Below are 26,877 nucleotides of genomic sequence, written 5' to 3'. Positions count from 1 at the left end.
ACCAGGCCCGCGCCCAGTCTCCCGGCAAGTACTCCTACTGGCGCGCCCTCTCCGAACTCACCTTCGATCCCAAAGGCCTCGGCACGCTCCTCAAATGGCAGGAAAGCCTCGCCCAACTCTCCCCCGACGCCTTCCTCCCCGGCCCCGACGTCAAGCCCAAGCCCAAGCCCAAACCCCCAGCCGGTCCCCGGCCCCAACCCGACTGGGTGGCCGAGCTCTACAAGGACAGCGAGTTTCCACCCCCGCCGCCTCCCGAAATCGGCCCCAACGGCTTCCCCATCTACCACCCCGAGTCCGTGGAAGAATGGAACCGCCGCCACGGCTTCGTCGATGAGCCGCCAGACGACCCGAAGGTTTTCAGCGTAGCGCAGCCGGGGAGCAGGGGCCCCAGGCGAAGCGGCTCCGAGGTCCACAGAGAGCGGGGAACAACGACGCAGTGCGTCGTTTGCCGGCGCAGCCGCGCTGGGGGAGCAGGCGCCACTGGCGCCTGCTCCCGATCAAATCTTACCAATCCCGCCCGCACCGCCGTCCTCGTCCAGCGCGCCCTCAACCCCTCCTACCGCTTCCGCCCCCGCGGCTCTTCCGCAGCGCAGCCGGGGCGTAGGGGTCCCCGGCTAAGCGGTCTGGAGATCCATAGAGAGCGGGGCACAACGACGCAGTGCGTCGTTTGCCGGCGGAGCCGCGCTGGGCGCCCGCGATTAATAACGCCTGGCACACTTAGCAGCGCCCGAATCCGTCGCAACAGGCTCGCGTGCTCCTGCCTCAACCCCAGTTCAACCCAACAACCGCGCCCATATTCCTCTCTCGTGTCCGTCGCAACTTGCCGCCGCACGGCTCCCGCCGCCGCCTCCCACTGTGCCACTGCAACTCGAAACTCGAAACGGAAACTCGCAATTTCCCCTTTGCCTCCCGCTCACCTAAAGAGCTACCATCCGAAGAGAGGATCACGAAATGCTCTGGCCTCTGGTCGTTTATTTCGTTCTGGTGATCCTGTTGATGGTGGCCATGCTCAGCTTGTCGTATCTGCTGGGCGGCCGGCACCGGCAGCACGCGACCGCCTTGCCCTACGAGGGCGGTGTGCCCTCCACCGGCGGCGCCCAAGTCCGCCTCTCCGCCCGTTTCTATCTGGTAGCGATGTTTTTCGTGGTCTTCGACCTCGAGTCGGCCTTCATTTTTTCCTGGGCGGTGGTCGCCCGCGACGCCGGCTGGTTCGGCTACGCTGAAATCGCGACGTTCATCGTTATCCTGCTCCTGACGCTCTGGTATCTGGCCCGTATCGGCGCGCTCGAATGGAATGAACTGCTCCGTCCTGCCCGCACCCGCTCCTTCGGCTCCAAGCCGCCCGAGGTAAACATTTGAACTATTGGATGACTAAGCCCGGCGAGCAGAGCGGTACCCGTCCGCTCGAGCTCCTGCCCGATGAAGCCGAGCAGCAGGTCCGCCGCTCCGTCGTGCTCACCCGCCTGGAGCAGCTCCTCGCCTGGTCGCGCAAAAACTCCATCTGGCCCTTCGGTTTTGGTCTTTCCTGCTGTTTCGTCGAAATGGCGACCTCCATCACCAGCAAATATGACCTCGCCCGCTTCGGCGCCGAAGTCATGCGCAACACCCCGCGCGAAGCCGACCTCATGGTCATCGCGGGAACCGTCTTCATCAAAATGGCGCCCGTCATCCAGCGCCTCTACGAGCAGATGATGGAGCCGCGCTGGGTCATCTCCATGGGCTCCTGCGCCAACTCCGGCGGCATGTATGACATCTACAGCGTCGTCCAGGGAGTCGACAAGTTCCTGCCCGTCGATGTCTACGTCCCCGGCTGTCCGCCCCGTCCCGACGCCCTGCTGGAGGGCATCCTGCTGCTCCGCGACGCCGTCGGCACCGAGCGCCGTCCCTTGAGCTGGGTGGTCGGCGAGCAACGCACCATCCGCCCCGCGATGCCCTCGCACCGCGATCGCAAAGACAAAGTCCGTATGGCTGCTACGGAGCTAAAGAATCCGGATGAAATCTGAAGCCCAACCCCGAGCCTTCCGACAGAGGGGCGCAGCGCCGGGTTGGGGCGAGCGGGGTCCCCAACCCGGCGCGAGCATAAGCGGGACGCGCGGCGGAGCCGCGCTGGGGCCCGCGCCAATCAAGGAGTTGAAGAACCCGGATGAAATCTGACGGCCCCCAACCAGTGCCCTTGGGAGACGCCCTTTCGGGCGGCCCACACTGGACGCAGCCGCCGCGCCCTGCCGCGCCGGTAGCGCTGCCTGCCGGCCTCGAACGCCTGCCCGTCCTCGCGCAGGAGGCCACCCGCGACGGCATCCCCACTCTCTGGCTGACCCGCGAACACGCCCGCGACACTCTGCGCTGGCTCAAGCATGAAGCCTCCCCGCGCTACGAAATGCTCTACGACCTCACCGCGGTCGACGAGCGCAGCCGCAAGCCCGCGCCCCCCAACTGGCCGCGCCCTCCGCGGGAAGAATTTACCGTCGTCTACCATCTGTTCTCTTTCGGCCGCAACGAGTATCTCCGCCTGAAGGTCCCGCTGCGCGACGCCGATTTGCATCTCGATTCGGTCACCAGCATCTGGCCCTCCGCCAACTGGTACGAGTGCGAGTGTTACGACATGTTCGGCGTCCGCTTCGATGGCCATCCCCATCTTCGCCGCCTCCTCATGCCGCGCTCCTGGAACGGTCATCCTCTGCGCAAGGAGCATCCCGCCCGCGCCACCGAAATGGGCCCCTTCCGCCTCTGGGAAGAAAAAGTCGATCAGGAGCAGGCTACGCTGCACTTCAATCCCGAAGACTGGGGCATGCAGCGCAGCGCCGGCGATACCGACTTCATGTTCCTCAACATCGGCCCGCAGCATCCCGGCACCCACGGCGTGCTCCGGCTGGCGCTGCAGCTCGATGGCGAAACCATCGTCGATGTTGTTCCCGATATCGGCTATCACCATCGCGGCGCGGAGAAAATGGGCGAGCGCCAGACCTGGCACACCTACATCCCCTACACCGACCGCATCGACTACCTCGCCGGGGTCATGAACAACTTCGCCTATCTGATGGCGGTCGAGAAACTGGGCGGCATCGAGATTCCTCCCCGCGCGCAGGTCATCCGCATCATGACCGCCGAGCTGTTCCGCATCATCAGCCATCTCGTCTGGTACGGCACTTTCGCCCAGGATCTGGGCCAGCTCTCTCCCGTCTTTTTCACCTTCAACGACCGCGAGCGCGCCTTCGGCCTCATCGAAGCCATCTGTGGCGCGCGCATGCATCCCAACTGGTTCCGCATCGGCGGCGTCGCCCAGGACCTGCCCCACGGCTGGGACACCATGATGCGCGACTTCCTCAACTATTTCCCCAAGCGCCTCAAGGAATACGATCACGAGGTGATGGGGAACCGCATCTTCAAGGCCCGCACCCAGGGCGTCGGCAAAATGAGCGTCGCCGACGCCATTGACTGGGGTGTCACCGGCCCCAACCTCCGCGCCAGCGGTCTCGAATGGGACTTCCGCAAAAAACAGCCCTACGGTGGTTACGAGCAGTTCGACTTCGACATCCCCACCTCCCAGCGTGGCGACTGTTACGGCCGCGCCGAGGTCCGCGTCGAAGAAATGCGTCAGAGCATGCGCATCATTGACCAGTGCATGAAAATCATGCCCGACGGTCCCTACAAGTCTTCTGACCCCCGCGCCACCCCTCCTCTCAAGGAGCGCTCCGGCGCCCCCACGGGTGAGGGCCGCGGCGGAACGATGCACGACATCGAAACCCTCATCACCCACTTCCTCGGCGTAAGCTGGGGTCCCGTCATGCCCGAGGGCGAAGCCCTCGGCGCCATCGAAGCAACCAAAGGCAACAACGGTTATTACCTCACCAGCGACGGCTCCGGCCACTCCTACCGCACCCGCGTCCGGACGCCCTCGTTTGTCAACATGCAAACCCTCCCCCTCCTCTGCCGCGGCCACATGATCCCCGATTTGCTGGCAGTGCTAGGCGCCATGGACTTCGTCCTCGCCGACATCGACCGCTGAGTTACTGACATACTGAAATACTGACATACTGAAATACCCCATGCTCACCCCGGCCGAACAATCCGAAATCCAGTCCGAAGTCGCGCATTACCCCTATAAACGCGCGGTCGCGATCGATGCTCTCAAGATTGTCCAAAAGCATCGCGGCCACGTGTCCGACGAAGCCATGGACGACGTCGCCCGCTTCCTCGAGCTCTCCCGCGAAGAGCTCGAAGGCGTCTGCACCTTCTACAATCTGCTGCTGCGCAAGCCCGTGGGCAAGCACGTCATCTGGGTTTGCGATGGCGTGAGCTGCTATCTCACCGGCTACGGCCGCCTCTGCCGTAAGCTCGAATCCACCCTCGGCATCAAGCCCGGCGAAACCACGAAAGACGGCAAGTTCACCCTCCTGCCCATCGTCTGCCTGGGCGCCTGCGATCACGCCCCCGTCCTCATGGTCGACGACGATCTCCATCGCGACCTCGACCCGCAACGCAATCCCGGCGCCGTGGAGGGCGTGCTCAAGCAATATGAGTGAGCCCAACGAACTCACCCACCCGCTCACCTGCCACCTCCGTGCCGACGGCACGCCGCTCGATCTCGCGGCCTACCGCGCCTGCGACGGCTACCAGGGTCTCGCAGCGGCGAACCAGCTCGAGCCTTCCGCCATTGTCGCCATGGTCAAGGCTTCGAACCTGCGCGGCCGTGGCGGCGCCGGCTTTCCCACTGGTATGAAGTGGTCGGTGCTGCCCATGGGTCCGGATGCTCCCAAGCCCAAATACATCGCCGTCAATGCCGACGAAATGGAGCCGGGCACCTTTAAAGACCGCTTATTGATGGAGCAGAACCCCCATCTCCTCCTCGAAGGCATCGCCATCTGCGCCCGCGCCGTTGAAGCCGAAACCGCCTACATCTTCCTGCGCGGCGAATACACCCTCTGCGCCACACGTCTGCGGCATGCCATCGCCGAGGCCAACGCCGCCCAGGCGCTGGGCAATGTCCACGTCTATCTGCACACCTCCGCCGGCCGCTACATGTGCGGAGAAGAAACCGGCATGCTCAACGCCCTCGAAGGCAAGCGTGCCAACCCCCGCACCAAGCCGCCCTATCCCGGCATCAGCGGCCTGTGGGGCAAGCCCACGGTAGTCAACAACGTTGAAACCCTCTGCAACGTGCCTGCCATCCTGCGCCACGGCGCCGAGTGGTATCAAAAGCTCAGCCGCACCACCGACGGCGGCACCAAAATCTATGGCGTCAGCGGCCGTGTCAAGCGCCCTGGCCTCTGGGAGCTGCCCATGGGCACCACGGTCGGCGAAATCCTCGATCTCGCCGGCGGCATGCAGGATGGCCTCAAGCTGCGCGGCCTATTGCCCGGCGGCGCCTCGACGGCTGTCCTCACGCCCGATCATCTCGATGTCGCCATGGACTTCAGCGCGCCGCAAAAAGTTGGCAGCCGCATGGGCACCGGCACCATGATCATCCTCGACGACCGTGCCTGTCTGGTCGGCGTCGTCGCCAACCTGATCGACTTCTTCTCCCGCGAAAGCTGCGGCTGGTGTACCCCTTGCTGGTCCGGCCTCGGCTGGGCCAGCCGTCTCCTCGACGCCATGGAAGCCGGCAAGGGCCAGCCCGGCGACATCGAAAAGCTCGAACATCTCGCCAGCTTCTGGGGTCCCGGCGCGACTTTCTGCGCTCTCGCCCCCGGCGCCGCTGACCCCCTCCGCTCCTGCATCCAGCACTTCCGCCAGGATTTCGAAGACCATATCCGCGAGCATCGCTGCCCGCACGAGGGCTGGGATGCGTAATCGCCATCAGCCATCAGCCGTCAGTCCTGCCGTGCGCCCGGGGTGCGCCACAACTTCCGAGCCTTCCTAGCCACTAGCCACTAGCCACTAACCACTAACCACTAGCCACTTGCCCCTCATGCCTAGCGTTCACATCATCGTCGACGGCCACCCCTACACAGTGGGCGCGAACCAGTCCATGCTCCAGGCCTGTCTCTCGCTCGGCTTCGACCTGCCCTACTTCTGCTGGCACCCCGCCATGGGCTCCGTCGGCGCCTGCCGCCAGTGCGCCGTCAAGCAGCTCAAGGATGAGCACGATGAGCACGGCCGCCTGGTGATGTCCTGCATGACGCCGGTGAGCGAGGGCCTCCGCATCTCGATCGAGCATCCCGAAGCCGTCGCCTTCCGCTCTTCGGTGATCGAAGGCATGATGGTGCACCATCCCCACGATTGTCCCGTGTGCGATGAAGGCGGCCACTGCCAGCTTCAGGACATGACGGTGATGACTGGCCACAGTTATCGCCGCTACCGCTTCCAGAAACGCACCTTCCGCAATCAGTACCTCGGTCCCTTCGTTCACCACGAAATGAACCGCTGTATCCAGTGCTACCGCTGCGTGCGCTTCTATCGTGAGTACGCTGGCGGCCGCGATTTCGACGCGCTGGGCATCAGCGACCGCGTGTTTTTCGGCCGCGAGCAGGACGGCGTGCTGGCCAGCGAGTTCGCAGGCAATCTGGTCGAGGTTTGCCCCACCGGCGTCTTCACCGACGCCACCCTCAAGCATCATTACACCCGCAAATGGGACCTGCGCTGGACCCCTTCGGTCTGCGCCCATTGCTCGCTCGGCTGCAACATCTCACCCGGCGAACGCTACAACAGCGTCCGCACCACCTTCAACCGCTACAACAGCGAGATCAACGGCTACTTCCTCTGCGACCGCGGCCGCTACGCCTACGAATATCTGGCCTCCGATCAGCGCATCCGTCAGGCCGTCGTCCGCGGCGTCCCCACGACCGCCGAAGCCGGCCTCAACCACCTGCGCGACCTCGTCGCAGCTCAAGCGGCGCGATGGGGGGAGGCCGACCAGCGGGAGGCCGCGGGGCGAAGCCCCGATAAAAGCGGCGCGAGCCGCCCCGGCCGCATGATTGGCATCGGCTCCCCGCGCGCTTCGCTCGAATCCAACTTCGCCCTCCGTGAACTCGTCGGCCGCGACCGCTTCTTCGCCGGCATGCGCGACAACGAGCTGGCGCTGATCAACCGCATCCTCGATCTGATGCGCTCCGGCCTCGCCCACGTTCCTAGCCTGCGCGACATCGAAAACTGCGATGCTGCCTTGGTCTTGGGCGAAGACCTCACCAACTCCGCCGCCCGCATGGCCCTCAGCCTCCGCCAGGCCATGCGCAAAAAGCCCCTGCGCGAAATCTGCGATCCCCTCAAAATTCCGCACTGGCTCGACCACGCCGCCCGCGAAGCCATTCAGGACGCTCACGGCCCGCTCTTCCAGCTCACCCCCGCCGCCACCAAGCTCGATGACATCTCGACCGCCTGCCATCACGCCGCCCCCGACGATCTCGCCCGTCTCGCCCTCGACTTCAACGGCCCCATCTTCGCTGCCTTGCTCGCCGCAGATCGCCCGTTAATCATCGCCGGAACAAGCTGCGGCAGCCCGGCGTTGATTGAAGCCGCCGCTGCCGTCGCTGCCGAGCTGGTAAAGCGTGGCCGCAAGCCCGAACTCAGCTTCGTGGTTCCGGAAGCCAACTCCCTCGGCCTGGCGCTGCTCAACCCGCGCCCCTTGGGTGAGGGTCTCGATCTCGCCCGTTTCGACGATATCGAAACCGTGATCGTGCTCGAAACCGACCTCGAGCGCCGTGCCCCTGCCGCCGCCGTCGAAGCCTTTCTCACCCGCTTCCGCGTCCCGCCGCTCGATGAAGTCGGCAACCCCCGCCGCCATCTCGTCGTTCTCGATCAGGTCACCCATTCGACCGCTCAAGCCGCCGAGCTCGTCCTGCCCGCCGCAAGCTGGGCCGAAGGCGACGGTACCTTCATCAGCAACGAAGGCCGCGCCCAGCGTTTCTTCCAGGTACTGTCGCCCAATCCGGAAATCCGCGAGTCCTGGCGCTGGTTGGAGCAAGCCCAGGATCACGACGTCGAGCTCGACGGTCTCCTCGCCTCACTCGCCGCGTCGGAACCCGCGCTGGCCAAAGTGCGCGACGCCGCCCCGGCCGCCAGCTTCCGCCTGGCCGAGCAGAAAATGCCGCGCGAAACCCATCGCTTCAGCGGCCGCACCGCGAAAGACGCCGATATCAGCGTCAGCGAGCCCAAGCCCCCTGTAGATGAGGACACCGCCCTCAGCTTCACCATGGAGGGCTACAACGCCCAGCCCCCCGCCGCCCTCACCGCCTTCTTCTGGCGCCCCGGCTGGAACTCGCCCCAATCGCAACTCGGCTACCAGAGTGAAGTAAACCAATCTATACGCGGTGGCGACGCGGGTGTCCGTCTCTTCGACGGGGCGCCCTGCGTAGCGCGCAGCGCGAAGCAGGGCCCCATAAGTTCACCCCTCCCTCAAACCCCCGGCAGCTTCCTCACCCTTCGCTCCCACCACCTCTTCGGCTCCGACGAGCTGAGCCGCCTGGGCAAAGCGATCGCCGAGCTCTCCCCCGCCGCCTACGTCGGCGTGAGCGCCGAAGCCGCCACCGCCGCTGGCTGGCGTGACGGCCAGCCCATGCGCATCGAGTTGGACAGCCGCGCCTATCAAGTCCCCCTCCGCATCGTCCCCGGCCTGGCCGCAAGCCTGGCCACCGTCCCCGCCGGCTTCACCGCCTTCGACGGTGCCGCCCTGCCCGCCTGGACCAAAATCGAACCCGCGGAGGCGGCGCGATGAAGGAACTGGTAAACCTGGTCAGCCCGTACCCGATCTGGTCCCTGCTCGGCATCCTCTTCTTCGCTCTCAACATCGCCGCCTTCCTCATCTGGGTGGAGCGCCGCTTGCTCGCCGTCTGGCAGGACCGCTACGGTCCCAACCGCGTCGGCCCCTTCGGTCTGCTCCAGCCCCTCGCCGACGCCGTCAAGCTGTTTTTCAAGGAAGACTGGATTCCGCCCTTCGCCGACAAATGGCCCTTCATCGTCGCGCCCGCCATCGTCGCCGCCACCGTTCTCATGGGCTTTGCCGTCGTGCCCTTCGCCTCCGGCATTGTCGTCACCGACCTCAACATCGGCCTGCTGTTCTTCCTCGCCATGTCCTCGCTCGGCGTCTACAGCGTGGTCATCGGCGGCTGGGCCTCGAACAACAAGTATTCGCTCCTCGGCGGCATGCGCGCCGCCGCCCAGATGCTCAGCTACGAAGTCTTCATGGGCCTCGCGGTCATGGGCACGGTAATTCTCGCCGGCTCCTTCAGCCTGGGCGCCATTGTGCAGGCCCAGGAGAAGAACATGCTGTTTGTGATTCCGCAGTTCCTGGGCTTCGTCCTCTTTCTCATCGCCGGCGTCGCCGAAACCCGCCGCCTGCCCTTCGATCTGCCCGAAGCCGAATCCGAACTCGTCGCCGGCTTCCACAGTGAGTACTCGGGCATGAAGTTCGGCCTGTTTTTCGTGGGCGAGTACCTGGGCGTCACGCTCATCTCCTGCCTGATCACGGTGCTGTTTTTCGGCGGCTGGCTGGGTCCGGGCCTGCCTGGCCTGGTCTGGTTCCTGATCAAGATGTTCGGTTTCATCGGTTTCTTCATCCTCTTGCGGGCGGCCCTGCCGCGCCCGCGTTTTGACCAGTTGATGACCTGGGGCTGGAAGCTGATGCTGCCGCTCGCCCTGGCCAACTTACTGGTGACAGGAGCCATCGTCGTCGCGCTCAAGTAGCACTCATGTTCTCCATCATTCGCACTCTCTGGGACGTTTTCCTGCACATGTTCGCCAAACGTGTGACCATCCAGTACCCGGAGGAAAAGGCCTATTTATCCGCCCGCTATCGCGGCCGCATCATCCTTTCCCGCGACCCCGACGGTGGCGAACGCTGCGTCGCCTGCTACCTCTGCGCCGTGGTCTGCCCGGTCGACTGCATCGCCCTGCAAGCCACCGAAGACGAAACCGGCCGCCGCTACCCCGAGTGGTTCCGCATCAATTTTTCCCGCTGCATCTTCTGCGGCCTCTGCGAGGATGCTTGCCCCACCTACGCAATTCAACTGACACCCGACATCGAAATGAGCGAATATCGGCGTCAGGACATGGTCTACGAAAAGGAGAACCTGCTCATCAACGGCCCCGGCAAATACCCCGGCTACAACTTCTGGCGTGTCTCCGGCGTCCAGATCGGCGGCAAAGACAAAGGCCAATCCGAACACGAAGCCCCCCCCGTCGATCTCCACTCCCTCCTCCCATGACCCCTTTTCCCTTTTCCCTTTTCCCTCTTCCCTCCTAGCCATGCCAGTCTTATTCGGCTTCGCCGCCATCATCGCCATCATCGCCACCATCCTGGCGATCACGCGCATGAACGCCTTCCACGCCCTGCTCTATCTCGTCCCCTCGCTGCTGGCGGTCGCGGTGGCCATCTACGCTCTGGGCGCGCCCTATCTGGCGGCTCTCGAAGTCATCATTTACGCCGGCGCCATCATGGTGCTCTTCGTCTTCGTGACCATGATGCTGAACCTGGGGGCAGCCGCCAAGCAGCAGGAAAAGCAATGGCAGCCGGGCCGTGGCTGGATCGGCCCCGTCATCCTCGCCGCCCTACTGCTCGCCGCCTTCCTCTGGACGATTATCCCCAGCCCCGCCCCCGCCTACGCCATCCATCACGTCGGTCCACAAGCCGTCGGCCGCTCGCTGCTGTCCACCTACATCATCGGCGTCGAGCTGGCCTCGGTCCTGCTCATGGGCGCCGTCATCGCCGCCTATCACATCGGCTCCAGCGTCGGCCGCCGCCAGACCCACACGGTGGAAGAGGAAATGGCCGCCACAACAAAAGGAGCGACGCAATGACTCACATGGGTTTGTTGCTCGCTGCAGTCCTCTTCGCCATCGGTGTAGTCGGCCTGATCGCCCGCCGCAATTTGCTCATGATTCTCGTGTCGATCGAAGTTATGCTGAACGCCGCCGGTCTCGCCTTCATCGCCGCCGCCTCCGCCTGGAACCAGCCCGATGGCCAGGTCATGTTCCTCTTCATCCTCGCCGTCGCCGCCGCCGAAGTCGCCGTCGGCCTCGCTCTTCTCCTGCAGCTCCACCACCAAACCCAATCCGTCGAGGCCGACAAGGCCAACAAGATGAAAGGATAACCCCGAGCCTTTTCCCTTTTCCCTATGCACCCCTCCGTTTACAACGCGCTCTGGCTCGAGCCCATCATCCCCTTCGTCTCGGCCTTCGTCCTCATGGTCTGGGGACGCAATCTCGGCAAGCGCGTCGCCGCCTGGCTGGGTTCGCTCTCGATCGGCGCTTCCTTTGTCATCTCGCTGCTGATCGGCATCGCCTTCATGAAGTCGTCCGGAGCGCCCTTCACCCAGATCGTCTGGCACTGGGTCGCGGTGGGCAGTTTCCACGTCGACATGGGCCTCTACCTCGACGCCCTGTCGGTGGTCATGACCCTGGTGGTGAGCTTCGTCAGCTTTTTGATCCATGTGTATTCGACCGAACACATGGAACATTCCGAGGGCTACGAGCGCTTCTTCGCCTACATGAATCTGTTCGTCGCGTCGATGCTGACGCTGACCCTGGCGAACAACCTGCTGCTGCTGCTGCTGGGTTGGGAAGGCGTCGGCCTGTGCAGTTACTTGCTGATCGGCTTCTGGTACGGCGATGAAGCCAACGGCCTCGCCGGCCGCAAAGCCTTCATCGTCACCCGCGCCGGCGACACGGCCTTCATCCTCGGCCTCTTCCTGCTCTTCGACCGTCTCGGTACGCTCGACATTCAGCCGCTGATGGCCGCCGCCCGGCTGCACTGGCACGTCGGTGCGGCGGCGGCGACGGTGGCCTGCTTCCTGCTGATCGGCGGCGCGGTGGGCAAATCCGCGCAGCTTCCCCTGCAGACCTGGCTGCCCGACGCCATGGCCGGTCCCACCCCCACCAGCGCCCTCATCCATGCCGCCACCATGGTCACCGCCGGCGTCTACCTCATCGCCCGCACCCATGTGCTCTTCGAGCTCTCGCCCGCGGCCATGTTCGCCGTCGCCCTGATCGGTTTCTGCACCCTGTTGCTTGCCGGCTTCTCCGCCCTCGCCCAGACCGACATCAAGCGCATTCTCGCCTACTCCACCGTCAGTCAGATCGGCTACATGTTCCTCGCCCTCGGCGTCGGCGCCTGGTCGGCGGCGATTTTCCACCTCGTCAGTCACGCCTTCTTCAAGGCTCTCCTCTTCCTCGCCTCCGGCGTCGTCATCGAAGCCCTGGCCGACGAGCACAACATCTTCAAAATGGGTGGCCTGCGCCACAAACTGCCGCTCGCCTTCTGGTGCTTCGTCTTTGCCGGCTCCGCCCTTGCCGGTTTGCCCCTCATCAGCGCCGGCTTTTACAGCAAGGGAGTGATTATGTGGCAGGCCGGCGCCAGCCCCTTCGGCCACACTTGGCTCTGGATCGGCGCCATGGTCGGCGCCCTCCTGACCGCCCTCTACATCTCCCGCCTCATCTTTGTTGTCTTCTACGGCAAGCAACAGCAGCCCCCGCGCCTGTTCCCGCGTTGGACCATCCAGTGGCCGATGATCATCCTGGCGTTCCTGTCGATGCTCGCCGGCTTCTTCAATCTCCCCGCAGCCTTCGGCGGCGGCGAGCGCATGACCCATTTCCTCTCGACCGCTCTGCCCGTGCTCGACGTCGTTCGCCTCAACAGCATGAGCGAGCTCGCCTCCGAAGCCATCGCCGCCGTGGCGTTTTTCCTGGGCGTCTATCTCATCTGGCTGTTCTATCTCCAGAAGCCGTCGCTGGTCGAAAATCTCATGGCGGGCGGCTTTGCCCAGGACCTGCACCGCTTCTGGTACTCCGACTGGGGCATGGACTGGTTCTATGACCGCGTCTTCGTAAACCCCACCGTCGTCCTCGCCCGCCGCGGCCGCCACGATGTGGTCGACAAAATCTTCGACGGCATTGCCTGGCTCTGCCAGACCTTCTATCGCTGGCTCTCGCCCACCGAGTCCGGCCTCGTCCGCCGCTACGCCGGCTGGATCACCGCCGGCGCCATCCTCCTGATGGTCGTCGTCCTCTGGGGGCGCCCATGACCCCCTTGTCCCTTTTCCCTCTTCCCTTTTCCCTCCTCGGGGGGGCGCAATGATCCTACTGTGGATACTGGTCATCCTCGCCGCCGCAGGAGGTTTGGCCGCCCTCGCCGCCCGCTGGTCCAACAGCGCCCCGCGCTGGATCGCCCTCATCGGCATCGCCCTCGACTTCGTCCTCACTCTCCAAATCTGGATCCGTTCCGGCGCTGGCCAGTTCACCGGCGCGCAGCAAGGCCACTGGCTGCGCGAAGTCAACTGGAACTGGATTCCGCAGTTCGGCATCCACTTCCATCTCGCCCTCGACGGCCTCAGCCTGCTGCTGCTTCTGCTCACCTTCGCCCTGGGCATGATCGGCGTCCTCTGCTCCTGGCGCGAAATCGGGGGCGCCGACCACCGGGAGGCGGCGGGGGCGGAGCCCCCGAGTAAGGGCGGCGCGAGCCGCGGCATTGGATTTTTTCATCTCAATCTTTGCTGGCTGATCCTGGGCATCACCGGCGTCTTCCTGGCGATGGATTTGTTCCTGTTCTACTTCGCCTGGGAATTGATGCTGGTGCCCATGTTCTTCCTCATCGCCATTTGGGGCCATGAGCGCCGCGTCTACGCCTCGATCAAGTTTTTCCTCTTTACCCAGATCAGCGGCCTGCTTATGCTGCTGGCCATTCTGGCGCTCTACTTCAAGCACCACGCCGCCACCGGTGTCTACACCTTCGAGTACGCCCAGCTTCTCCACACCCCGCTCTCGCCCAGCGTCGCGCTCTTGATTCTGCTCGGCTTCTTCGCGGCCTTTTCCGTCAAGCTGCCGATGTTCCCCTTCCACACCTGGCTGCCCGATGCCCACACCGAAGCGTCCACCGCCGGCAGTCTCATCCTCGCCGGCCTCATGCTCAAGACTGGCGCCTACGGCCTGTTGCGCTTCATCCTGCCGCTCTTCCCGCACGCCGCCCGCGCCTTCGCGCCCTGGGCGATGGTTCTCGCCGGCATCGGCATCGTTTACGGCGCTCTGCTCGCCTACGGCCAGACGGATATGAAGCGCCTGGTCGCCTACACCAGCGTCAGCCACATGGGCTTCGTCCTGCTCGGCGTCTTCGCTGCCGCCCTCGCCGGTCCCGGCAGCGAGGCGGCGAAATGGGCGCTCGAGGGCGTGGTGCTCGAAATCCTCTGCCACGGCTTCTCCACCGGCGCCCTCTTCGTCATTACTGGCCTGATCCAGGAGCGTCTGCACACCCGCGAGATGGCGGAGATGAACGGCCTCTGGGCCGTCATCCCACGCGCCAGCGGCGCCGGACAATTTTTCGCCATGGCGGCCATCGGCCTGCCCGGCCTCGGCAACTTCGTCGCCGAATTTCTGATCCTGCTCGGCGTCTTCCACGTCAGCGTTGGCCTGGCCATCGTCGGCGCCATCGGCATTCTGGTCTCGACCTTCTACGGCATCGAAATGGTGCAGCAGGCTTTCCAGGGCCCCAACCGCCACCACTGGCAAGTGCCCGACCTCAACTTCCGCGAAGCCCTCTCGCTCGTGCCCATGATGGCCGTCCTCCTCTGGCTCGGCCTCTACCCCCAACCCGTCCTGAATGAAGCCGCACCAAGCTTGGCCCTCATCGAAAGCCAGTTAGCGGCGTCTCAAGTGCGCACCGCAACGCTCCCCAAAGTTCCCCTCACCCTCACGGCGCACGCAGACCCTCCGAAGCGCAACGCGCGAAGGAGGGTTCTTAAATGAGCTTCACTCCCGCCCAATGGCTCGCCCTTTCCCCCCTCATCGCCCTCACCGCCACCGCGGTGATCGCCATGGTCGGCATTGGCGTCAAGCGCTCCCACCGCGCCACCCTCATCATTACGCTAGTCGGCTTGGCGGTTTCCTTCTACCTCCTCTGGCCGGCTTCCCGCGTCGCCCCAGTGAGCGTCACCCCGCTGCTCCGCATCGACGGCTACGCCCTGTTCTTCTTCGGCCTGGTCATCGGCGCAGCGTTTGTTGTAGCTCTCTTGGCTTACGACTACCTCGAAAAGATTGAGCCGCGCCACGAAGAGTTCTATATCCTCCTGCTGATCGCCACGCTTGGCGCTGCGGGCCTCGCCGCCAGCGGCGATTTCGTATCGTTTTTCCTGACGCTCGAACTGCTCAGCATCAGCCTCTACGGCCTCAACGCCTATCCGAACGGCCGTCCGTTGCCGCTCGAAGCTGGCATCAAGTATCTGGTCCTCGCCGCCTCTTCCGCCTCTTTCCTGCTGTTCGGCATGGCCCTGGTCTACGCCGCTACCGGCACCATGACTTTCTCGCTCCTCGCCGTGGCGTTGCCCCACGCCGATCCCGGTCTGGTCCTGCCCGGCGCCGCGCTCATCCTCGTGGGTATCGGTTTCAAGCTCGGCCTCGTCCCCTTCCATCTCTGGACGCCCGATGTCTACCAAGGCGCCCCCGCCCCCGTCACCGCCTTCGTCGCCACCGCCTCGAAGGCGGGCATCTTCGCCGTCCTCCTGCGCTTTTTCTACGAATCCACCGGAGCTCCCGAAGGCCGCCTGTTCCTCGCCCTCACCATCCTCGCCTTCGCCTCGATGGTGGTCGGCAACCTGCTTGCCCTCCGCCAGCGCAACGTCAAGCGCATCCTGGCTTATTCCTCGATCGCCCACATGGGCTACATCCTGGTCGCCTTCCTCGCCGCCAGCCGCTCGGCCGCCATGGCTGCCGCCGCCGTCGGCTTTTACTTCCTCGCCTACTTCATCACCACCCTGGGCGCCTTCGGCATCATCGCGGCTCTGTCCACCTCCAAAGGCGAGCCCGACGGCATCGACGACTACCGCGGCCTGTTCTGGCGCCGGCCTTTCCTGACGCTGGTCTTCACCGCCATGCTGCTCTCGCTTGCCGGCATTCCCCTCACCGCCGGCTTCCTCGCCAAGTTCTACATCGTCGCCGCCGCGGCTTCGTCCTCGCTCTGGATGTTGTTGCTGGTCCTGGTCATCACCAGCGTCGTCGGCCTCTACTACTACCTGCGCATCGTCGTCGCCCTCTATCGCGAGCCGCCCGAAGCGATCGCCCCCGACGGCCCGCTCGCGCTCCCCCTCGCCCCCACCGGCGCCTGGGTCCTCGGCGTCCTGCTGGTCGCCCTCGTCTGGGTCGGCGTCTATCCTGCGACCTTCATTCGCATGATGTTGCATCTGCCCCTGCGGTGATTCCAGTCACGGCGCTGCCGCCCAACCTCCCGCCAGAATAGCTTCATGCCTCCTATCAATAAGCAGGTCATCTCCTCCCGCCCCGGCGCCGAAACCGTCCGCCTCTCGATCGCCGCCGGCAACGCAGTACCTACTCACGCCAGCAACGTGGACGTGACCGCCGTCTGCGTCCGCGGCACGGGCCGCTTCGTAATCGAGGGCAAGCCCACCGACCTCAACCCCGGCGTGGTGATTGACATGAAGCCCAACCAGCAGCATTCCGTAGAGGCCAAATCCGACCTCGAGCTGGTGGTCCTCCATTACCGTCTCGGCGACACCGACGCCACCGTCCACTGCGGCGCCTGAGCATCTCCCGAGCCCGGAACTGTAAACTGTGAACTGTAAACTGTAAACTGTTGTTATGGCCTACGTCATCGCGGAACCGTGCATTAACGTCAAAGACACCGCTTGCGTGGATGCCTGCCCGGTCGATTGCATCCATCCCCGCAAGGACGAAGGTGACTTTGAACCGGAAACCCAGCTCTACATCGACCCGCAGGAATGCATCGACTGTGGCGCTTGTGTCCCCGTCTGCCCGGTAGCCGCCATCTTCGCCCGCGAAGACCTCCCGCAAAAATGGGACCTCTTCGCCGAAATCAACGCCAAGCACTTCGAAAAGAAATAGCTGCCGTCTACTCTGCAAGCAAGTGCAGAATTTGCGGCAGAAGCTCCGCGGCGGCGACGACAGCCGTCTCCCACAGGATGTCAGGATCGATGTCGAAGTAGGCGTCCTCGAGCCGGTTGCGCATGCCGATGATCTGCGGCCAGGGAATGCCCGGGTGCTGCTGCCGAAATTCGGAGCTGAGCTTGCTGGCAGCCTCGCCGGCAATTTCGATGGCGCGCGCCGCGGCAAATGCCAAGGCTCGATCCGTCGCCATTTGATCTCGCGTACGTCCCCGCGTAAATTCAATGGCGCCGGAAAGCGCCTCGGCGATATGGCGCAGACGGACGCGGTCAGACGGAAGCATAGAGTGGCGCTGCTGTGCGCACCACCTCGTCGCGAAAGTGCTGGCTCAGGTCCCTTGCCGTACGGAGGTCGACGCGGCGGCCTCCCAGCAGCGCCGACAGCCGAATCTCGATATCCGCCATGGTGAGCAGACTCGGCCGGGCCCCGGGTTCGAATTCGACCAGCAGGTCGACATCGCTGTCGGGCTTGGCCGCGCCGTGCAGGTTCGAGCCGAATAGCGATAAGCGGCGGATCTGGAACTGATGGCAGAGACTGGCCAGCGCGGCCGGATCTGGAAAGACCTGCATGGCTCAATCCTAGCAGGGGTCAAAGAGGCGCGATGAGGCTCCGCGACATGCCCTCGCGCGCAGTGTTCCAAGTTGTGACGCAAATGAGATCGTCTCGCTGACCAACTTCCTGACTCCAGTCCGTCTCTAAATAAGTATGGACACCCGACGCGGAACCTCGTCTGCCGGGCTGCTACTCAACGCGCCGCCCGCCGCGCTGGCAAAGCTGCGACTGCGGCCACTTCTTATAGAAGTGCAAGGGATGACGTGACGGCCGCTTCATGCCGGACCTGCTAAGATGTGAATGTGGATTCACGTTCTGCCATCAGGCGGCGGGTGCCGTCGCAGGCGCGGGGCAGGTTGAAGGTCGAATGCCTGCTGGCCGCCGCCGGCGCCGAAATGGCCCGTCAGGGCTACGCCGGCGCCACCATGTGCGGCATCGCCGGACGCGCGGGCGCGGCCGTCGGCTCGCTCTATCAGTTCTATCCCCATAAGGAAGCCATTGCCGAAGTGCTGCGTGAGCGTTATACCACCGCTGCGGCCCCGCTCTGGGCGCAGTTGCGCGCCGCGGCGCCGCGTCTGCCCGCCCCGGCGCTGGCCGCGCGCCTGGTGCAACTGGAGTTTGAAATCGACCGCACCTGCCCCGGCTTTGCCGCTCTCCTCGATGCGCCCCGCACCGAGGGATCCGCTCGCCGCCGCAGTCAGTTCCGCCGCCGCATCGCCGCCGTCTTACGTGCCTGGCGCCCGCGCCTGGGAGCCCCGCGCGCCCTGCAGCATGCAGCGGTCATCCAGCAATTGCTGCGCGGCATGCTCTCGCTGCCCGCGGCCAGCCGCCGCGCCGGCTGGCAGGATTTTGAGGGCATTCTCGCCCGCTATCTCGAGGATCGCATCGGAGATTTAACCACATGAAAGCCAAGCTCGTTCTTTTGCTGGCGGCGGCCGCCCTCGCCGCCGGCTGCGCGCGTTCTCACGCCGCGGCCGCGCCGCCGCCGCCCATTCCGGTGGTCGTGGCTACCGCCCAGCAGCAGGCGGTCGAGGTGCATACCGACTGGGTCGCCACGCTGTCCGGCTACGTCAACGCCAATATTCAGCCCCAGGTAAGCGGCTACCTGGTGAAGCAGGACTACCGCGAAGGTTCGGTCGTGCGCAAGGGTCAGATCCTGTTTGCGATCGATCCGCGGCCCTTCCAGGCGGCGCTCGACGAGACCAAGGGCAAGCTGGCGCAGGCGGAAGGCCAAGTCGTGCAGGCCACGGCGCAGGTAGCGCAAGCCAGGGCGCAACTGGGCGCCGCCACGCTCGATGTCAACCGCGATCTGCCCGAGGCCGCCGCGCGCGCCATTCCCCAAAGCCAGTTGCAGAACGATCAGCAAGCGCGACTCGCCGCGCGTGCCGCGGTTGCCGCGGCCGAGGCCAACGTCGTCGCCGACAAAGCCTCGGTCAAAGCCGCTCAGGCCGGCGTGGAACAGGCCGCGCTCAATCTCGGGTTTACCCAAGTGCACTCGCTGATTACCGGCGTCGCCGGCATCGCGCAGGTGCAGATCGGCAACCTGGTGTCGCCGCAGACGGTCCTGACCACCGTGTCGCAGCTCAATCCGGTCAAGGCGTATTTTTCGATTAGCGCCCAGGACTACCTCGCCAGCGCGGCGCATCAGCATGGCGCCATCGATCTGCTCGCGCCGCACGGCCGTGCCGGCGTGCAACTTGTCCTCGCCGATGGCAGCATCTACCCGCATCCGGGCACCGTGTTGTTTGCCGACCGCGCGGTGAATTCCGATACCGGCACCATCGCGCTGGCCGCTTCCTTTCCCAACCCCGGCGGTCTCCTGCGTCCCGGCCAGCCCGTCAAGGTCCGTGCGCTTACGCGCGTCCTCGCCCGTGCGCTCGTGGTGCCGCAATCGGCGGTGAGCGAAGTGCAGGGTGGCAATGAAGTCGCCGTCGTGGGCGCGGACGACCGCATCTCGATTCGTCCGGTGCAGCTCGGTCCCACCGCCGGCTCCGGCTGGGTGATTACCAGCGGCCTCAATCCCGGCGAGCGCGTCGTAGTCGAAGGCACCGGCAAAGTCCGGGCAGGCGCTCGCGTGCGGCCCGTCACCGCCGCAAGCGCGGGCGGAGCGGGCGAGTAATGCTTTCGAAGTTCTTCATCCGCCGTCCCATCGTCGCCATGGTGATCGCCATTCTGACGGTGATCGTCGGCATCATCGTCGTTGCCGGCCTGCCGGTGTCGCTGTTTCCCGCGATCATTCCGCCGGAAACCAAGCTCTCGGCCTTCTTTACTGGCGCCGACGCGCAGACGCTGGCGCAATCGGTCGCAACGCCCATTGCCGAAAAAATGAGCGGCGTCGACAACATGAATTACATGTACTCGGTCAACGCCAATGCCAACGGGCAGATGACGATGATCGTGGACTTCGGCGTCAAGACCGACCCTGACACCGACCTCATCCTTTCCCAGATGCGCGAGTCCCAGGCCGCTTCGCAGCTTCCCGCCGCGGTCAACGAGCAGGGCGTATTGGTGCAGAAGTCCACCCACGCGCCCATGATGCTGGTGTCGATCTACTCGCCCAACGGCAGCCACAACAGCCAGTTCCTGGCCAACTACGCCTTCATCAACATGGTGGACCCGATCAGCCGCGTGCCCGGAGTCGCCAACGTGCAGGTCTTCGGTGCGGGGCAGTACGCCATGCGCGTCTGGCTCAACCCGGATGCCCTGGCTAAACTCGGCCTGACCGTCAGCGACGTCATCCAGGCGGTTCAGGCACAGAACACCGTCAACCCCGGCGGCCAGCTGGGCGCCCAACCCGCCCCGCGCGGCCAGCAGTTCACCTATGCCGTCCGCGCCCAGGGACGCCTCGCCACCCCAGAGCAGTTCGGCAACATCGTCGTTCGGGAAAATCCCAAGGGCGGCGTGGTCCGCCTCAAAGACGTCGCGCAGATCGAACTGGGCACGCAAACCTATACCCAGGCGGCTCAGCTCAACGGCAAACCCAGCGCCATCCTGGCCGTCTACCAGTTGCCCGGCAGCAACGCCATCGACACCGCCAACGGCGTGAACGCGCTCCTCAAAACCCTGGAGGCCAGCTTTCCGCCCGGCGTCGCCGCTGTCCCCTCGCTCGACACCACGCAGGCGGTGCGCGAAGGCCTGCAGGAAATCCTCTTCACCCTCGCCATCGCCCTGCTGCTGGTCATCCTGGTGGTCTACCTCTTCCTGCAGAGCTGGCGCGCGACGCTCATCCCCTTGCTCGCCGTGCCGGTCTCGCTCATCGGCACCTTCATCATCTTTCCGGCGCTGGGCTTTTCCATCAACACCCTGTCCATGTTCGGCATGGTGCTGGCGATTGGGCTGGTCGTCGACGACGCCATCGTGGTGGTCGAAGCCGTCGAGCACCACATGAGCCAGGGCATGAAGGCCAAGGCGGCGGCGCTGCGTTCCATGGAAGAACTCAGCGGTCCGGTCGTCGGTATCGCTCTGGTTTTGTCCGCCGTGCTTATCCCCACGGCCTTCGTGCCCGGCATCACCGGCCGCCTCTACCAGCAGTTCGCCGCCACCATCGCCATCTCCGTAATCCTCTCGGCCTTCAATGCCCTCAGCCTCAGTCCGGCGCTCGCCGCCTTGCTGCTCAAGCCGCGCGGGCAACGGCACCGCGGTCCGCTCGGGGTGTTCTTCCGCTGGTTCAACCGGACGTTTGAAAAGACAACCCACTTTTATGTCCGTGGCTGTCACGTTCTGGCGCACAAGACGATGCTCGCTTTCGTCTTGCTGCTGGGTTTCGCCGTTCTCGGCATATGGTTCGGCAGCCGCCTGCCCAGCGGCTTTTTACCCGACGAGGATCAGGGCTACGTCTTCGTCAATCTGCAGCTTCCTCCTGCAGCCTCACTGGAGCGCACCGAAGCCGCGGTCGACCAGATCAATAAAATCCTGCTCTCCACTCCGGGCGTACGCTACGTCAACAGCGTCGCCGGCTTCAGCCTGCTCAGCTACGTCGAGACCAGCTACAACGGCTTCTTCTTCGTCGTCTTCAAGCCCTGGGGCGCGCGCACCCGGCCCGATGAGCAGTACAAGGTGATCGAACACCGGCTGAATGCCGCCCTCGGGCAACTGCCTGCCGGCGCCGCGTTCAGCTTTTCGCCGCCGGAAATCCCCGGCGTCGGCACCTCCGGCGGCGTCACCATGGTGCTCGAAGACCGCGCCGGCAAGGGCGTCGATTACCTCGCCCGCGAAACCGATACGTTTCTTGCTGCCGCGCGCCAGCGGCCGGAGATCGCCCGCATCAATACTTCGTTTTTGCCGCACGTGCCTCAGCGCTTTATCCATGTCGACCGCGCTCAGGCGCTCAAGCAGGGCGTGGCCATCCACGACATCTATGAAACCCTGCAGGCCGACCTGGGCGGCGTGTTCGTGAACTACTTCAACCGCTTCGGCCGCCAGTGGCAGGTCTACGTCGAATCCGGCGGCCAGTACCGCACCAACCCTGCCGACTTGAGCCAGTTTTACGTGCGCAACAATCATGGCGGCATGGTGCCGCTTTCGGCGGTAGCCAGCTTCGAGCCGGGGTTCGGTCCCGAGTTCGTGATGCATTTCAACGAATACAACTCGGCACAGATCAACGCCACCGCCGCGCCTGGCGTCAGCTCCGAACAGGCCATGGCCGCGCTCGAACAGGTCTTCCACCAGACCATGCCCCACGACATGGGCTTCAACTACATGGGCATGTCATTCCAGGAAAAGAAGGCCATGGAAGGCATTCCGGCCAGCGTCATCTTCGGCTTCTCGGTGCTCTTCGTCTTCCTGCTGCTGGCAGCGCTGTATGAAAGCTGGTCTTTACCGCTGAGCGTCCTCATCTGCCTGCCCGTCGCCGTGTTTGGCGCCTTTTTCGTCCTCTGGCTGCGGCGCGTCGTCATGCTGCATCTGGCGCCGGCGTATTCAGTGCAATTGGAAAACGACGTCTACGCCCAGATTGGGTTGGTTATGCTGATCGGCCTGGCGGCGAAGAACGCCATTCTGATTGTCGAGTTCGCGCGCACCGAGTACGCGGCCGGCCGCGATCTGATCGAATCGGCGCTGGCGGCGGCGCACCTGCGCCTGCGCCCCATTCTGATGACGACCTTCGCCTTTATCTTTGGCTGCGCACCTCTCTGGTTCGCCTCCGGCTCCGGCGCCGTGGCGCGCCGCATTATGGGTACGGTGGTCATCGGAGGCGCCGCCGCCGCGGCCGCCTTCGCGGTTTTCCTCATTCCGGCGATGTTTGTCCTGATCGAGCAGTTGCTGGGCGGCGAACGCAAGCGCGCCCACACCGCCTTGCCCGCGCCGGCGCCCGCGACGCCGCAGGAGGTGGTCTGATGCGCCGGCTCTCTGCGATCGTTGTCCTTGCCCTGAGCGCATGCCTCGCCGGCTGTTTGCTTGGCCCCAACTATCACCGCCCGGCGATCAGTGCGCCAGCCGCCTATCGCGGCGCGGCTGCCGCCACGGCGACGCCCCAGGCCGCCGCCAGCCTCGGCAACGAAAAATGGTTCACCCTCTTCCAGGACCCGGTCCTGCAGAGACTCCTCCGCACCGCGGTCGCCAACAATTACGATGTCCGCATCGCCGCCGCGCGCGTGCTCGCGGCCCAGCAGCAAGCCGGCATCACGCGCGCCGGCGAATTTCCCTTCGCGGCCGTCGATGCCGGGGTTACTGCCCTTCGCAATCCCAAAACCTCCAAAGCTCTGCCCTCCTACAGCACCCGCTTCGGCCGCCTCAACCTTGATGTCCTCTGGAACCTCGATTTCTGGGGCAAATACCGCCGCGCCACGGAAGCCGCCCGCGATCAATGGTTTGCCACGCGCTGGGGTCAGCGCGCCGTCGTCTCCTCCGTGGTGGCTCAGGTAGCGGTCGCGTACTTTCAACTCCGCGAGCTCGACGCCGCGTTGGCCATCGCGCAGAAAACAATCGCCGCCCGCCAGGATTCGCTGCACCTGATTCAGGTTCTGGATCATTACGGCTCTGCCTCCGATCTGGATGTCGCTCAGGCGCAGGAGCTGGAATCGCAGGCGGGCGAGACCATCCCCGATCTCCAGCGCCAGATTGCACAACAGGAAAATCTGCTCCGCACTCTGATGGGCGAAAATCCCGGCCCCATTCCCCGCGGCGCTCCGCTCACCGCCCAGCCCAATCCACCTTCCGTTCCCGCCGGCCTGCCTTCGGCGCTGCTCGACCGCCGTCCCGATATCCGCGCCGCCGAGATGCAACTCGCCGCGGCCAACGCCCAAATCGGCGTCGCCAAAGCGGCGCTGTTCCCGAGCATTACGCTCACCGCCTCGGGCGGCGTCGAAAGCTACGCCTTGAACCGGTTGTTCTCACCCGCAGGACGCCAATGGAACGTCGCCGGCGACTTGCTGCAGCCGGTCTTTGCCGCCGGCAGCTTGCGCGCCGGTGTTCGCCTCAGCGAGGCGCAGAAACAAGCCATGCTGCTCACCTATGAGCAGAGCATCCAGAACGCCTTCGCCCAGGTTTCCGACGCGCTCGTCGGTTTGCAAAAAGACCACCAGTTCCGCCAGCAGCAGCAGACTCTCACGCAGGCGGCGGAAAAAGCCGAGCAGCTTTCCCAAGTTCTCTATCAGCACGGCGGCGGCAGTTTCCTGCAAGTGCTGGTTGCCGAAACCAACTCCTTTTCCGCCCAGCTCAATCTTTCCCAGGCCGAGCTCAACGAGCGCCTAGCGCTTGTCGCTCTCTACAACGCCCTCGGCGGCGGCTGGCAGCGGTAGGCTCAGTACAGCCCGGCATCCAGCCCAGCAATGAAGCCGATGCCAGGCACGTGCAGCTTCTGCAGCCGCCGGTCGTTGGTCAGAAACACATCGACCTTAGCCGCCGCAGCGATAGCGAGGTGCAATGCGTCCGGGGTTGAGACGCCGGTCGTTGCCCGCAGCCGCGCAAAATGCGGTACGGCATCGGGCCGCAGCGGGAGCACGTCCAGGGCCGTGGACGAAAACAGGTCCTGTAGGGCTTCGATCGCGGCCAGGTCATCCCGCTTGGTTGGGAGCACCGCAAGTTCGCACAAGGTGAACATGCTGGCGCACAACCGGTGCCCGCGCTCGAGCATCGCTTGCCGGGTTGCTCGTACCGTGGGGCCGAATTCAGGGTTGCCTTCCGTCAGGTAGGCAAACAGCATTGTGTCCCAGTAGACGCGGGTCACGATTGCTTCCACATGGTCCGCTGTCGCCGTTCAAAATCGCGATGGAAAGCGGTTCGCTCCTTTTGCAGCGCGCGCTCCGCTCCGCCTTCGGCTGCGAATGCATCGCGCAGGCGGCCATAAAGCGCCAAGAGGGGATCTTTCTTGTGCTGGCCGTTGTCGTTCCAGATGTACGTCACAGCCACGGTGGTGCTCTGGCCCGACGGCGGACCTTCCCGTTTCATGATCTCCAGCCCGTGTTGCTTCAGGAATCGCTGTCCTTGCATCGCGGTGCAAACCTGGGGCGCCCGATTCTGCAGTTTCAGCTCTCGAATAATCTCACCCGCGGTGACGCGCACCTTCTTTTTCCCGCGCTGCCGTGCCGGCTCGATGTAGTGCGCCAGGAGCAGAGCTTGCACCCGCTTGGACGTGCCCTTGCCACTGGTTACGATCGCCATTTGCGTCACCATACTTGTTTTTGTTGAAACTAGCAAGCATGGCAGAGCCGATGCAACCTCTTTGCCCTCTGGATCTTCCGAGCCAGCATGGCGGCACTTCCCATCATCTTCCGCGGCCGTAAGGTCAAGACCCTTTCCGACGTTGTCGTGGCTACGCTGCTCGACTGGGGCGTGGACACCATCTTTGGATTGCCCGGCGATGGCATCAACGGCATGTTCGAAGCGTTGCGCCAGCGTGAACGCGAAATCCGCTTCATGCAAGTGCGCCACGAGGAGGCGGCAGCGTTCATGGCCAGTGCGCATTACAAGTACACCGGAAAACTGGGCGTCTGCATCGCCACTTCCGGCCCCGGTGCGATTCACCTGCTCAACGGTCTCTATGACGCCAAGCTCGACCGCGCGGGTGTGCTGGCCATCACCGGCCAGACCTACTCCGATCTGAAGGGTACGCATTACCAGCAGGAGGTCAACGTCGTCCGCCTCTTTGCCGACGTGGCCGAGTACAACGAGGCCATCATTAACGCCAACCAGGCCGAAAGCGTCACCGATCTTGCCTGCCGCCACGCCATCGCCAAAGCGTGCGTAGCGCACATCAATATCCCGGTGGACCTCCAGGGCGAGCCTGCCAGGGAAAAGCTCTCGGCCATGCGTCCGGTACGCACCGTAACGTCGGCCACGCGCGGCCGCTACGTGACCGTACCCTGTGATTCCGATCTCGACCACGCCGCCGAGGCGCTCAATCACGGCAGGAAGATCGCCATCCTCGCCGGCGTTGGCGCGGTGCATGCGCGCGAGCAGCTCATCGCCACCGGCGAGAAGCTTGCTGCGCCCATCGTCAAGTCCCTGCTCGGAAAAGCTGCTATTCCCGATGATCATCCACTCAGCGCCGGCGGCCTTGGCCTCATCGGCACGCTGCCCGCGCAAAAGGCCATGGAGGAGTGCGACACCTTCTTCATGATCGGCAGTTCGTTCCCCTACATGCAGTGGCTGCCGGAAAAGAAGAACGACGTCGTCGGCATCCAGCTCGACCTCCGCCCCGAGCGCATCGGCCTGCGCTTTCCGATGTCGGTCGGCCTCGTCGGCGCCGCCGCCGAGACGCTCGACAAGCTGCTGCCACGCCTGAAAAAGCACGACCATCGCTTTCTCAAAACCACGCAGAAGCGCATGGCCGAGTGGCATCGGCTCATGCACGAGCGCGGGAGCAACATGCAAACGCCGATGAAGCCGGAAATGGTCGCCGCCACGCTTTCCGAGCTCGCCCCGCGCGACGCCGTCATTGCCTGCGACTGCGGCACCGTCACCACCTTTATGGCCCGCCAGTTCCAGATCCGCGATCAGCAGAAGTGGGCCATGGCGGGCAATCTTGCCACCATGGCGCCCGGCCTGCCCTACGGCATCGCCGGCGCGGCTGCATTTCCGCACCGCCGCGCGATCGCCTTTGTTGGTGACGGAGCTTTCACCATGCTCATGGGTGAATTTGCCACTGCCGTCAAGTACAACCTGCCGCTCACCGTCGTACTCATCAAGAACAATACCCTCGGACAGATTAAATGGGAGCAGATGGTCTTCCTCGGTAATCCCGAGTATCAGTGCGAGCTGCAGCCCATCGACTTCGCCGCCTTCGCGCGCGCCTGCGGCGGCCTCGGCACCACGGTGGAGGATCCACTCCAGCTTCGTGCCGCGCTTCAGCAAGCGCTACGCTCGCCCAAGCCGCACCTGGTCGAGTGCATTACTGATCAATTCGAGCCGCCCATGCCCGCCGAAGCCACCCCGAAACAGGGTCTGCATCTGGCCGCAGCGCTGGCGCGCGGCGAACCCAACGCCAACCAAATCGCGCTCACCATGTTCCGCGACAAGATCCGCGACCTCAAGGCCTGACATGCCGGGCGA

Annotated in this window: 24 protein-coding genes; 20 read left to right on the top strand and 4 right to left on the bottom strand. The window is 64.5% G+C overall.

The window, feature by feature from the left end:
• Positions 1 to 951 precede the first annotated feature (951 nt).
• The 15 genes from EPN33_06375 to EPN33_06305 all read left to right on the top strand — a co-directional run bounded on the left by EPN33_06375 (position 952) and on the right by EPN33_06305 (position 16,776).
• Positions 952 to 1,359: an NADH-quinone oxidoreductase subunit A gene (locus EPN33_06375; GenBank protein ID TAN23108.1), complete on the top strand. Its 408-nt coding sequence runs from the start codon at positions 952 to 954 to the stop codon at positions 1,357 to 1,359.
• Positions 1,360 to 1,367: 8 nt separating this feature from the next.
• Positions 1,368 to 2,003 (top strand): NADH-quinone oxidoreductase subunit B, encoded by a 636-nt coding sequence (locus EPN33_06370; GenBank protein ID TAN23107.1) that lies wholly within the window; start codon positions 1,368 to 1,370, stop codon positions 2,001 to 2,003.
• A gap of 140 nt (positions 2,004 to 2,143) precedes the next feature.
• Positions 2,144 to 4,006 carry an NADH-quinone oxidoreductase subunit C/D gene (locus EPN33_06365; protein ID TAN23106.1) on the top strand — a complete coding sequence of 621 codons (1,863 nt, stop codon included), beginning with the start codon at positions 2,144 to 2,146 and terminating at the stop codon, positions 4,004 to 4,006.
• Between the two features lie 40 nt (positions 4,007 to 4,046).
• Positions 4,047 to 4,523, top strand: a complete 477-nt coding sequence (gene nuoE, locus EPN33_06360; GenBank protein ID TAN23105.1) for an NADH-quinone oxidoreductase subunit NuoE — start codon at positions 4,047 to 4,049, stop codon at positions 4,521 to 4,523.
• Complete coding sequence (locus EPN33_06355; GenBank protein ID TAN23104.1) at positions 4,516 to 5,790, top strand: NADH-quinone oxidoreductase subunit F; 1,275 nt, start codon at positions 4,516 to 4,518, stop codon at positions 5,788 to 5,790. The genes nuoE and EPN33_06355 overlap by 8 nt, the downstream gene beginning before the upstream one ends.
• A gap of 118 nt (positions 5,791 to 5,908) precedes the next feature.
• Positions 5,909 to 8,650, top strand: coding sequence for an NADH-quinone oxidoreductase subunit NuoG (gene nuoG / locus EPN33_06350; protein ID TAN23103.1), 2,742 nt, complete (start codon positions 5,909 to 5,911; stop codon positions 8,648 to 8,650).
• The gene (gene nuoH / locus EPN33_06345; protein TAN23102.1) at positions 8,647 to 9,618 is read left to right on the top strand and encodes an NADH-quinone oxidoreductase subunit NuoH; all 972 of its coding nucleotides are present in this window, start codon (positions 8,647 to 8,649) and stop codon (positions 9,616 to 9,618) included. The genes nuoG and nuoH overlap by 4 nt, the downstream gene beginning before the upstream one ends.
• Positions 9,619 to 9,623: 5 nt before the next feature.
• Positions 9,624 to 10,139, top strand: coding sequence for an NADH-quinone oxidoreductase subunit NuoI (gene nuoI / locus EPN33_06340; protein ID TAN23101.1), 516 nt, complete (start codon positions 9,624 to 9,626; stop codon positions 10,137 to 10,139).
• Between the two features lie 40 nt (positions 10,140 to 10,179).
• Positions 10,180 to 10,731 (top strand): NADH-quinone oxidoreductase subunit J, encoded by a 552-nt coding sequence (locus tag EPN33_06335; GenBank protein TAN23100.1) that lies wholly within the window; start codon positions 10,180 to 10,182, stop codon positions 10,729 to 10,731.
• Positions 10,728 to 11,024: an NADH-quinone oxidoreductase subunit NuoK gene (gene nuoK, locus EPN33_06330; GenBank protein TAN23099.1), complete on the top strand. Its 297-nt coding sequence runs from the start codon at positions 10,728 to 10,730 to the stop codon at positions 11,022 to 11,024. The genes EPN33_06335 and nuoK overlap by 4 nt, the downstream gene beginning before the upstream one ends.
• A 24-nt stretch (positions 11,025 to 11,048) precedes the next feature.
• Positions 11,049 to 12,953, top strand: a complete 1,905-nt coding sequence (locus EPN33_06325; protein ID TAN23098.1) for an NADH-quinone oxidoreductase subunit L — start codon at positions 11,049 to 11,051, stop codon at positions 12,951 to 12,953.
• 49 nt (positions 12,954 to 13,002) lie between these two features.
• On the top strand, positions 13,003 to 14,667 hold the full coding sequence (locus tag EPN33_06320; GenBank protein ID TAN23097.1) for an NADH-quinone oxidoreductase subunit M: 1,665 nt from the start codon (positions 13,003 to 13,005) through the stop codon (positions 14,665 to 14,667).
• The gene (locus EPN33_06315; GenBank protein ID TAN23096.1) at positions 14,664 to 16,112 is read left to right on the top strand and encodes an NADH-quinone oxidoreductase subunit N; all 1,449 of its coding nucleotides are present in this window, start codon (positions 14,664 to 14,666) and stop codon (positions 16,110 to 16,112) included. The genes EPN33_06320 and EPN33_06315 overlap by 4 nt, the downstream gene beginning before the upstream one ends.
• A gap of 45 nt (positions 16,113 to 16,157) precedes the next feature.
• Positions 16,158 to 16,457, top strand: a complete 300-nt coding sequence (locus EPN33_06310; GenBank protein TAN23095.1) for a cupin domain-containing protein — start codon at positions 16,158 to 16,160, stop codon at positions 16,455 to 16,457.
• Positions 16,458 to 16,512: 55 nt separating this feature from the next.
• Positions 16,513 to 16,776 carry a ferredoxin family protein gene (locus EPN33_06305; GenBank protein ID TAN23094.1) on the top strand — a complete coding sequence of 88 codons (264 nt, stop codon included), beginning with the start codon at positions 16,513 to 16,515 and terminating at the stop codon, positions 16,774 to 16,776.
• Between the two features lie 7 nt (positions 16,777 to 16,783).
• On the opposite strand, the gene EPN33_06300 is transcribed toward EPN33_06305, so the two are convergent.
• Together EPN33_06300 and EPN33_06295 are read right to left on the bottom strand one after the other, a co-directional pair.
• Positions 16,784 to 17,119: a DUF86 domain-containing protein gene (locus tag EPN33_06300; protein ID TAN23093.1), complete on the bottom strand. Its 336-nt coding sequence runs from the start codon at positions 17,117 to 17,119 to the stop codon at positions 16,784 to 16,786.
• On the bottom strand, positions 17,106 to 17,405 hold the full coding sequence (locus EPN33_06295; protein ID TAN23092.1) for a nucleotidyltransferase: 300 nt from the start codon (positions 17,403 to 17,405) through the stop codon (positions 17,106 to 17,108). The genes EPN33_06300 and EPN33_06295 overlap by 14 nt, the downstream gene beginning before the upstream one ends.
• Positions 17,406 to 17,690: 285 nt before the next feature.
• Between EPN33_06295 and EPN33_06290 the strand changes: the two genes are divergently transcribed.
• From EPN33_06290 to EPN33_06275, 4 genes are read left to right on the top strand one after another with little or no spacing between them, the layout of a single operon-like run.
• On the top strand, positions 17,691 to 18,293 hold the full coding sequence (locus EPN33_06290; protein ID TAN23091.1) for a TetR/AcrR family transcriptional regulator: 603 nt from the start codon (positions 17,691 to 17,693) through the stop codon (positions 18,291 to 18,293).
• On the top strand, positions 18,290 to 19,507 hold the full coding sequence (locus EPN33_06285) for an efflux RND transporter periplasmic adaptor subunit (GenBank protein ID TAN23090.1): 1,218 nt from the start codon (positions 18,290 to 18,292) through the stop codon (positions 19,505 to 19,507). The genes EPN33_06290 and EPN33_06285 overlap by 4 nt, the downstream gene beginning before the upstream one ends.
• Entirely contained in the window at positions 19,507 to 22,722 is a 3,216-nt protein-coding gene (locus EPN33_06280; GenBank protein ID TAN23089.1) for an efflux RND transporter permease subunit, read from the top strand. Before EPN33_06285 ends, EPN33_06280 begins: the two co-directional genes overlap by 1 nt.
• The gene (locus tag EPN33_06275; protein TAN23088.1) at positions 22,722 to 24,125 is read left to right on the top strand and encodes an efflux transporter outer membrane subunit; all 1,404 of its coding nucleotides are present in this window, start codon (positions 22,722 to 22,724) and stop codon (positions 24,123 to 24,125) included. Before EPN33_06280 ends, EPN33_06275 begins: the two co-directional genes overlap by 1 nt.
• Before the next feature lie 2 nt (positions 24,126 to 24,127).
• Here EPN33_06275 and EPN33_06270 read toward each other — a convergent pair whose 3' ends face one another.
• Positions 24,128 to 24,553, bottom strand: a complete 426-nt coding sequence (locus EPN33_06270; GenBank protein TAN23087.1) for a PIN domain-containing protein — start codon at positions 24,551 to 24,553, stop codon at positions 24,128 to 24,130.
• On the bottom strand, positions 24,550 to 24,987 hold the full coding sequence (locus EPN33_06265; protein TAN23086.1) for a hypothetical protein: 438 nt from the start codon (positions 24,985 to 24,987) through the stop codon (positions 24,550 to 24,552). Before EPN33_06265 ends, EPN33_06270 begins: the two co-directional genes overlap by 4 nt.
• Before the next feature lie 87 nt (positions 24,988 to 25,074).
• On the opposite strand from EPN33_06265, the gene EPN33_06260 reads away from it, so the two are divergent.
• Positions 25,075 to 26,865: a pyruvate oxidase gene (locus EPN33_06260; GenBank protein TAN23085.1), complete on the top strand. Its 1,791-nt coding sequence runs from the start codon at positions 25,075 to 25,077 to the stop codon at positions 26,863 to 26,865.
• Positions 26,866 to 26,877 lie beyond the last annotated feature (12 nt).

It is taken from the genome of Acidobacteriota bacterium (assembly GCA_004299485.1).
Classification (GTDB): domain Bacteria; phylum Acidobacteriota; class Terriglobia; order Terriglobales; family SCQP01; genus SCQP01.
The sequence above is the reverse complement of the archived record's forward strand: the minus strand, read 5'-3'. Positions and strand labels throughout refer to the sequence as shown.

Coding starts and splice junctions, on each gene's coding strand:
- EPN33_06280 (TAN23089.1), top strand. CDS start 19,507: ATGCTTTCGAAGTTCTTCATCCGCCGTCCCATCGTCGCCATGGTGATC.
- EPN33_06305 (TAN23094.1), top strand. CDS start 16,513: ATGGCCTACGTCATCGCGGAACCGTGCATTAACGTCAAAGACACCGCT.
- EPN33_06275 (TAN23088.1), top strand. CDS start 22,722: ATGCGCCGGCTCTCTGCGATCGTTGTCCTTGCCCTGAGCGCATGCCTC.
- EPN33_06315 (TAN23096.1), top strand. CDS start 14,664: ATGAGCTTCACTCCCGCCCAATGGCTCGCCCTTTCCCCCCTCATCGCC.
- nuoE (TAN23105.1), top strand. CDS start 4,047: ATGCTCACCCCGGCCGAACAATCCGAAATCCAGTCCGAAGTCGCGCAT.
- nuoK (TAN23099.1), top strand. CDS start 10,728: ATGACTCACATGGGTTTGTTGCTCGCTGCAGTCCTCTTCGCCATCGGT.
- EPN33_06355 (TAN23104.1), top strand. CDS start 4,516: ATGAGTGAGCCCAACGAACTCACCCACCCGCTCACCTGCCACCTCCGT.
- EPN33_06365 (TAN23106.1), top strand. CDS start 2,144: ATGAAATCTGACGGCCCCCAACCAGTGCCCTTGGGAGACGCCCTTTCG.
- EPN33_06335 (TAN23100.1), top strand. CDS start 10,180: ATGCCAGTCTTATTCGGCTTCGCCGCCATCATCGCCATCATCGCCACC.
- nuoI (TAN23101.1), top strand. CDS start 9,624: ATGTTCTCCATCATTCGCACTCTCTGGGACGTTTTCCTGCACATGTTC.
- EPN33_06325 (TAN23098.1), top strand. CDS start 11,049: ATGCACCCCTCCGTTTACAACGCGCTCTGGCTCGAGCCCATCATCCCC.
- EPN33_06310 (TAN23095.1), top strand. CDS start 16,158: ATGCCTCCTATCAATAAGCAGGTCATCTCCTCCCGCCCCGGCGCCGAA.
- EPN33_06260 (TAN23085.1), top strand. CDS start 25,075: ATGGCGGCACTTCCCATCATCTTCCGCGGCCGTAAGGTCAAGACCCTT.
- EPN33_06375 (TAN23108.1), top strand. CDS start 952: ATGCTCTGGCCTCTGGTCGTTTATTTCGTTCTGGTGATCCTGTTGATG.
- EPN33_06285 (TAN23090.1), top strand. CDS start 18,290: ATGAAAGCCAAGCTCGTTCTTTTGCTGGCGGCGGCCGCCCTCGCCGCC.
- nuoG (TAN23103.1), top strand. CDS start 5,909: ATGCCTAGCGTTCACATCATCGTCGACGGCCACCCCTACACAGTGGGC.
- nuoH (TAN23102.1), top strand. CDS start 8,647: ATGAAGGAACTGGTAAACCTGGTCAGCCCGTACCCGATCTGGTCCCTG.
- EPN33_06265 (TAN23086.1), bottom strand. CDS start 24,987: ATGGCGATCGTAACCAGTGGCAAGGGCACGTCCAAGCGGGTGCAAGCT.
- EPN33_06320 (TAN23097.1), top strand. CDS start 13,003: ATGATCCTACTGTGGATACTGGTCATCCTCGCCGCCGCAGGAGGTTTG.
- EPN33_06295 (TAN23092.1), bottom strand. CDS start 17,405: ATGCAGGTCTTTCCAGATCCGGCCGCGCTGGCCAGTCTCTGCCATCAG.
- EPN33_06300 (TAN23093.1), bottom strand. CDS start 17,119: ATGCTTCCGTCTGACCGCGTCCGTCTGCGCCATATCGCCGAGGCGCTT.
- EPN33_06370 (TAN23107.1), top strand. CDS start 1,368: ATGACTAAGCCCGGCGAGCAGAGCGGTACCCGTCCGCTCGAGCTCCTG.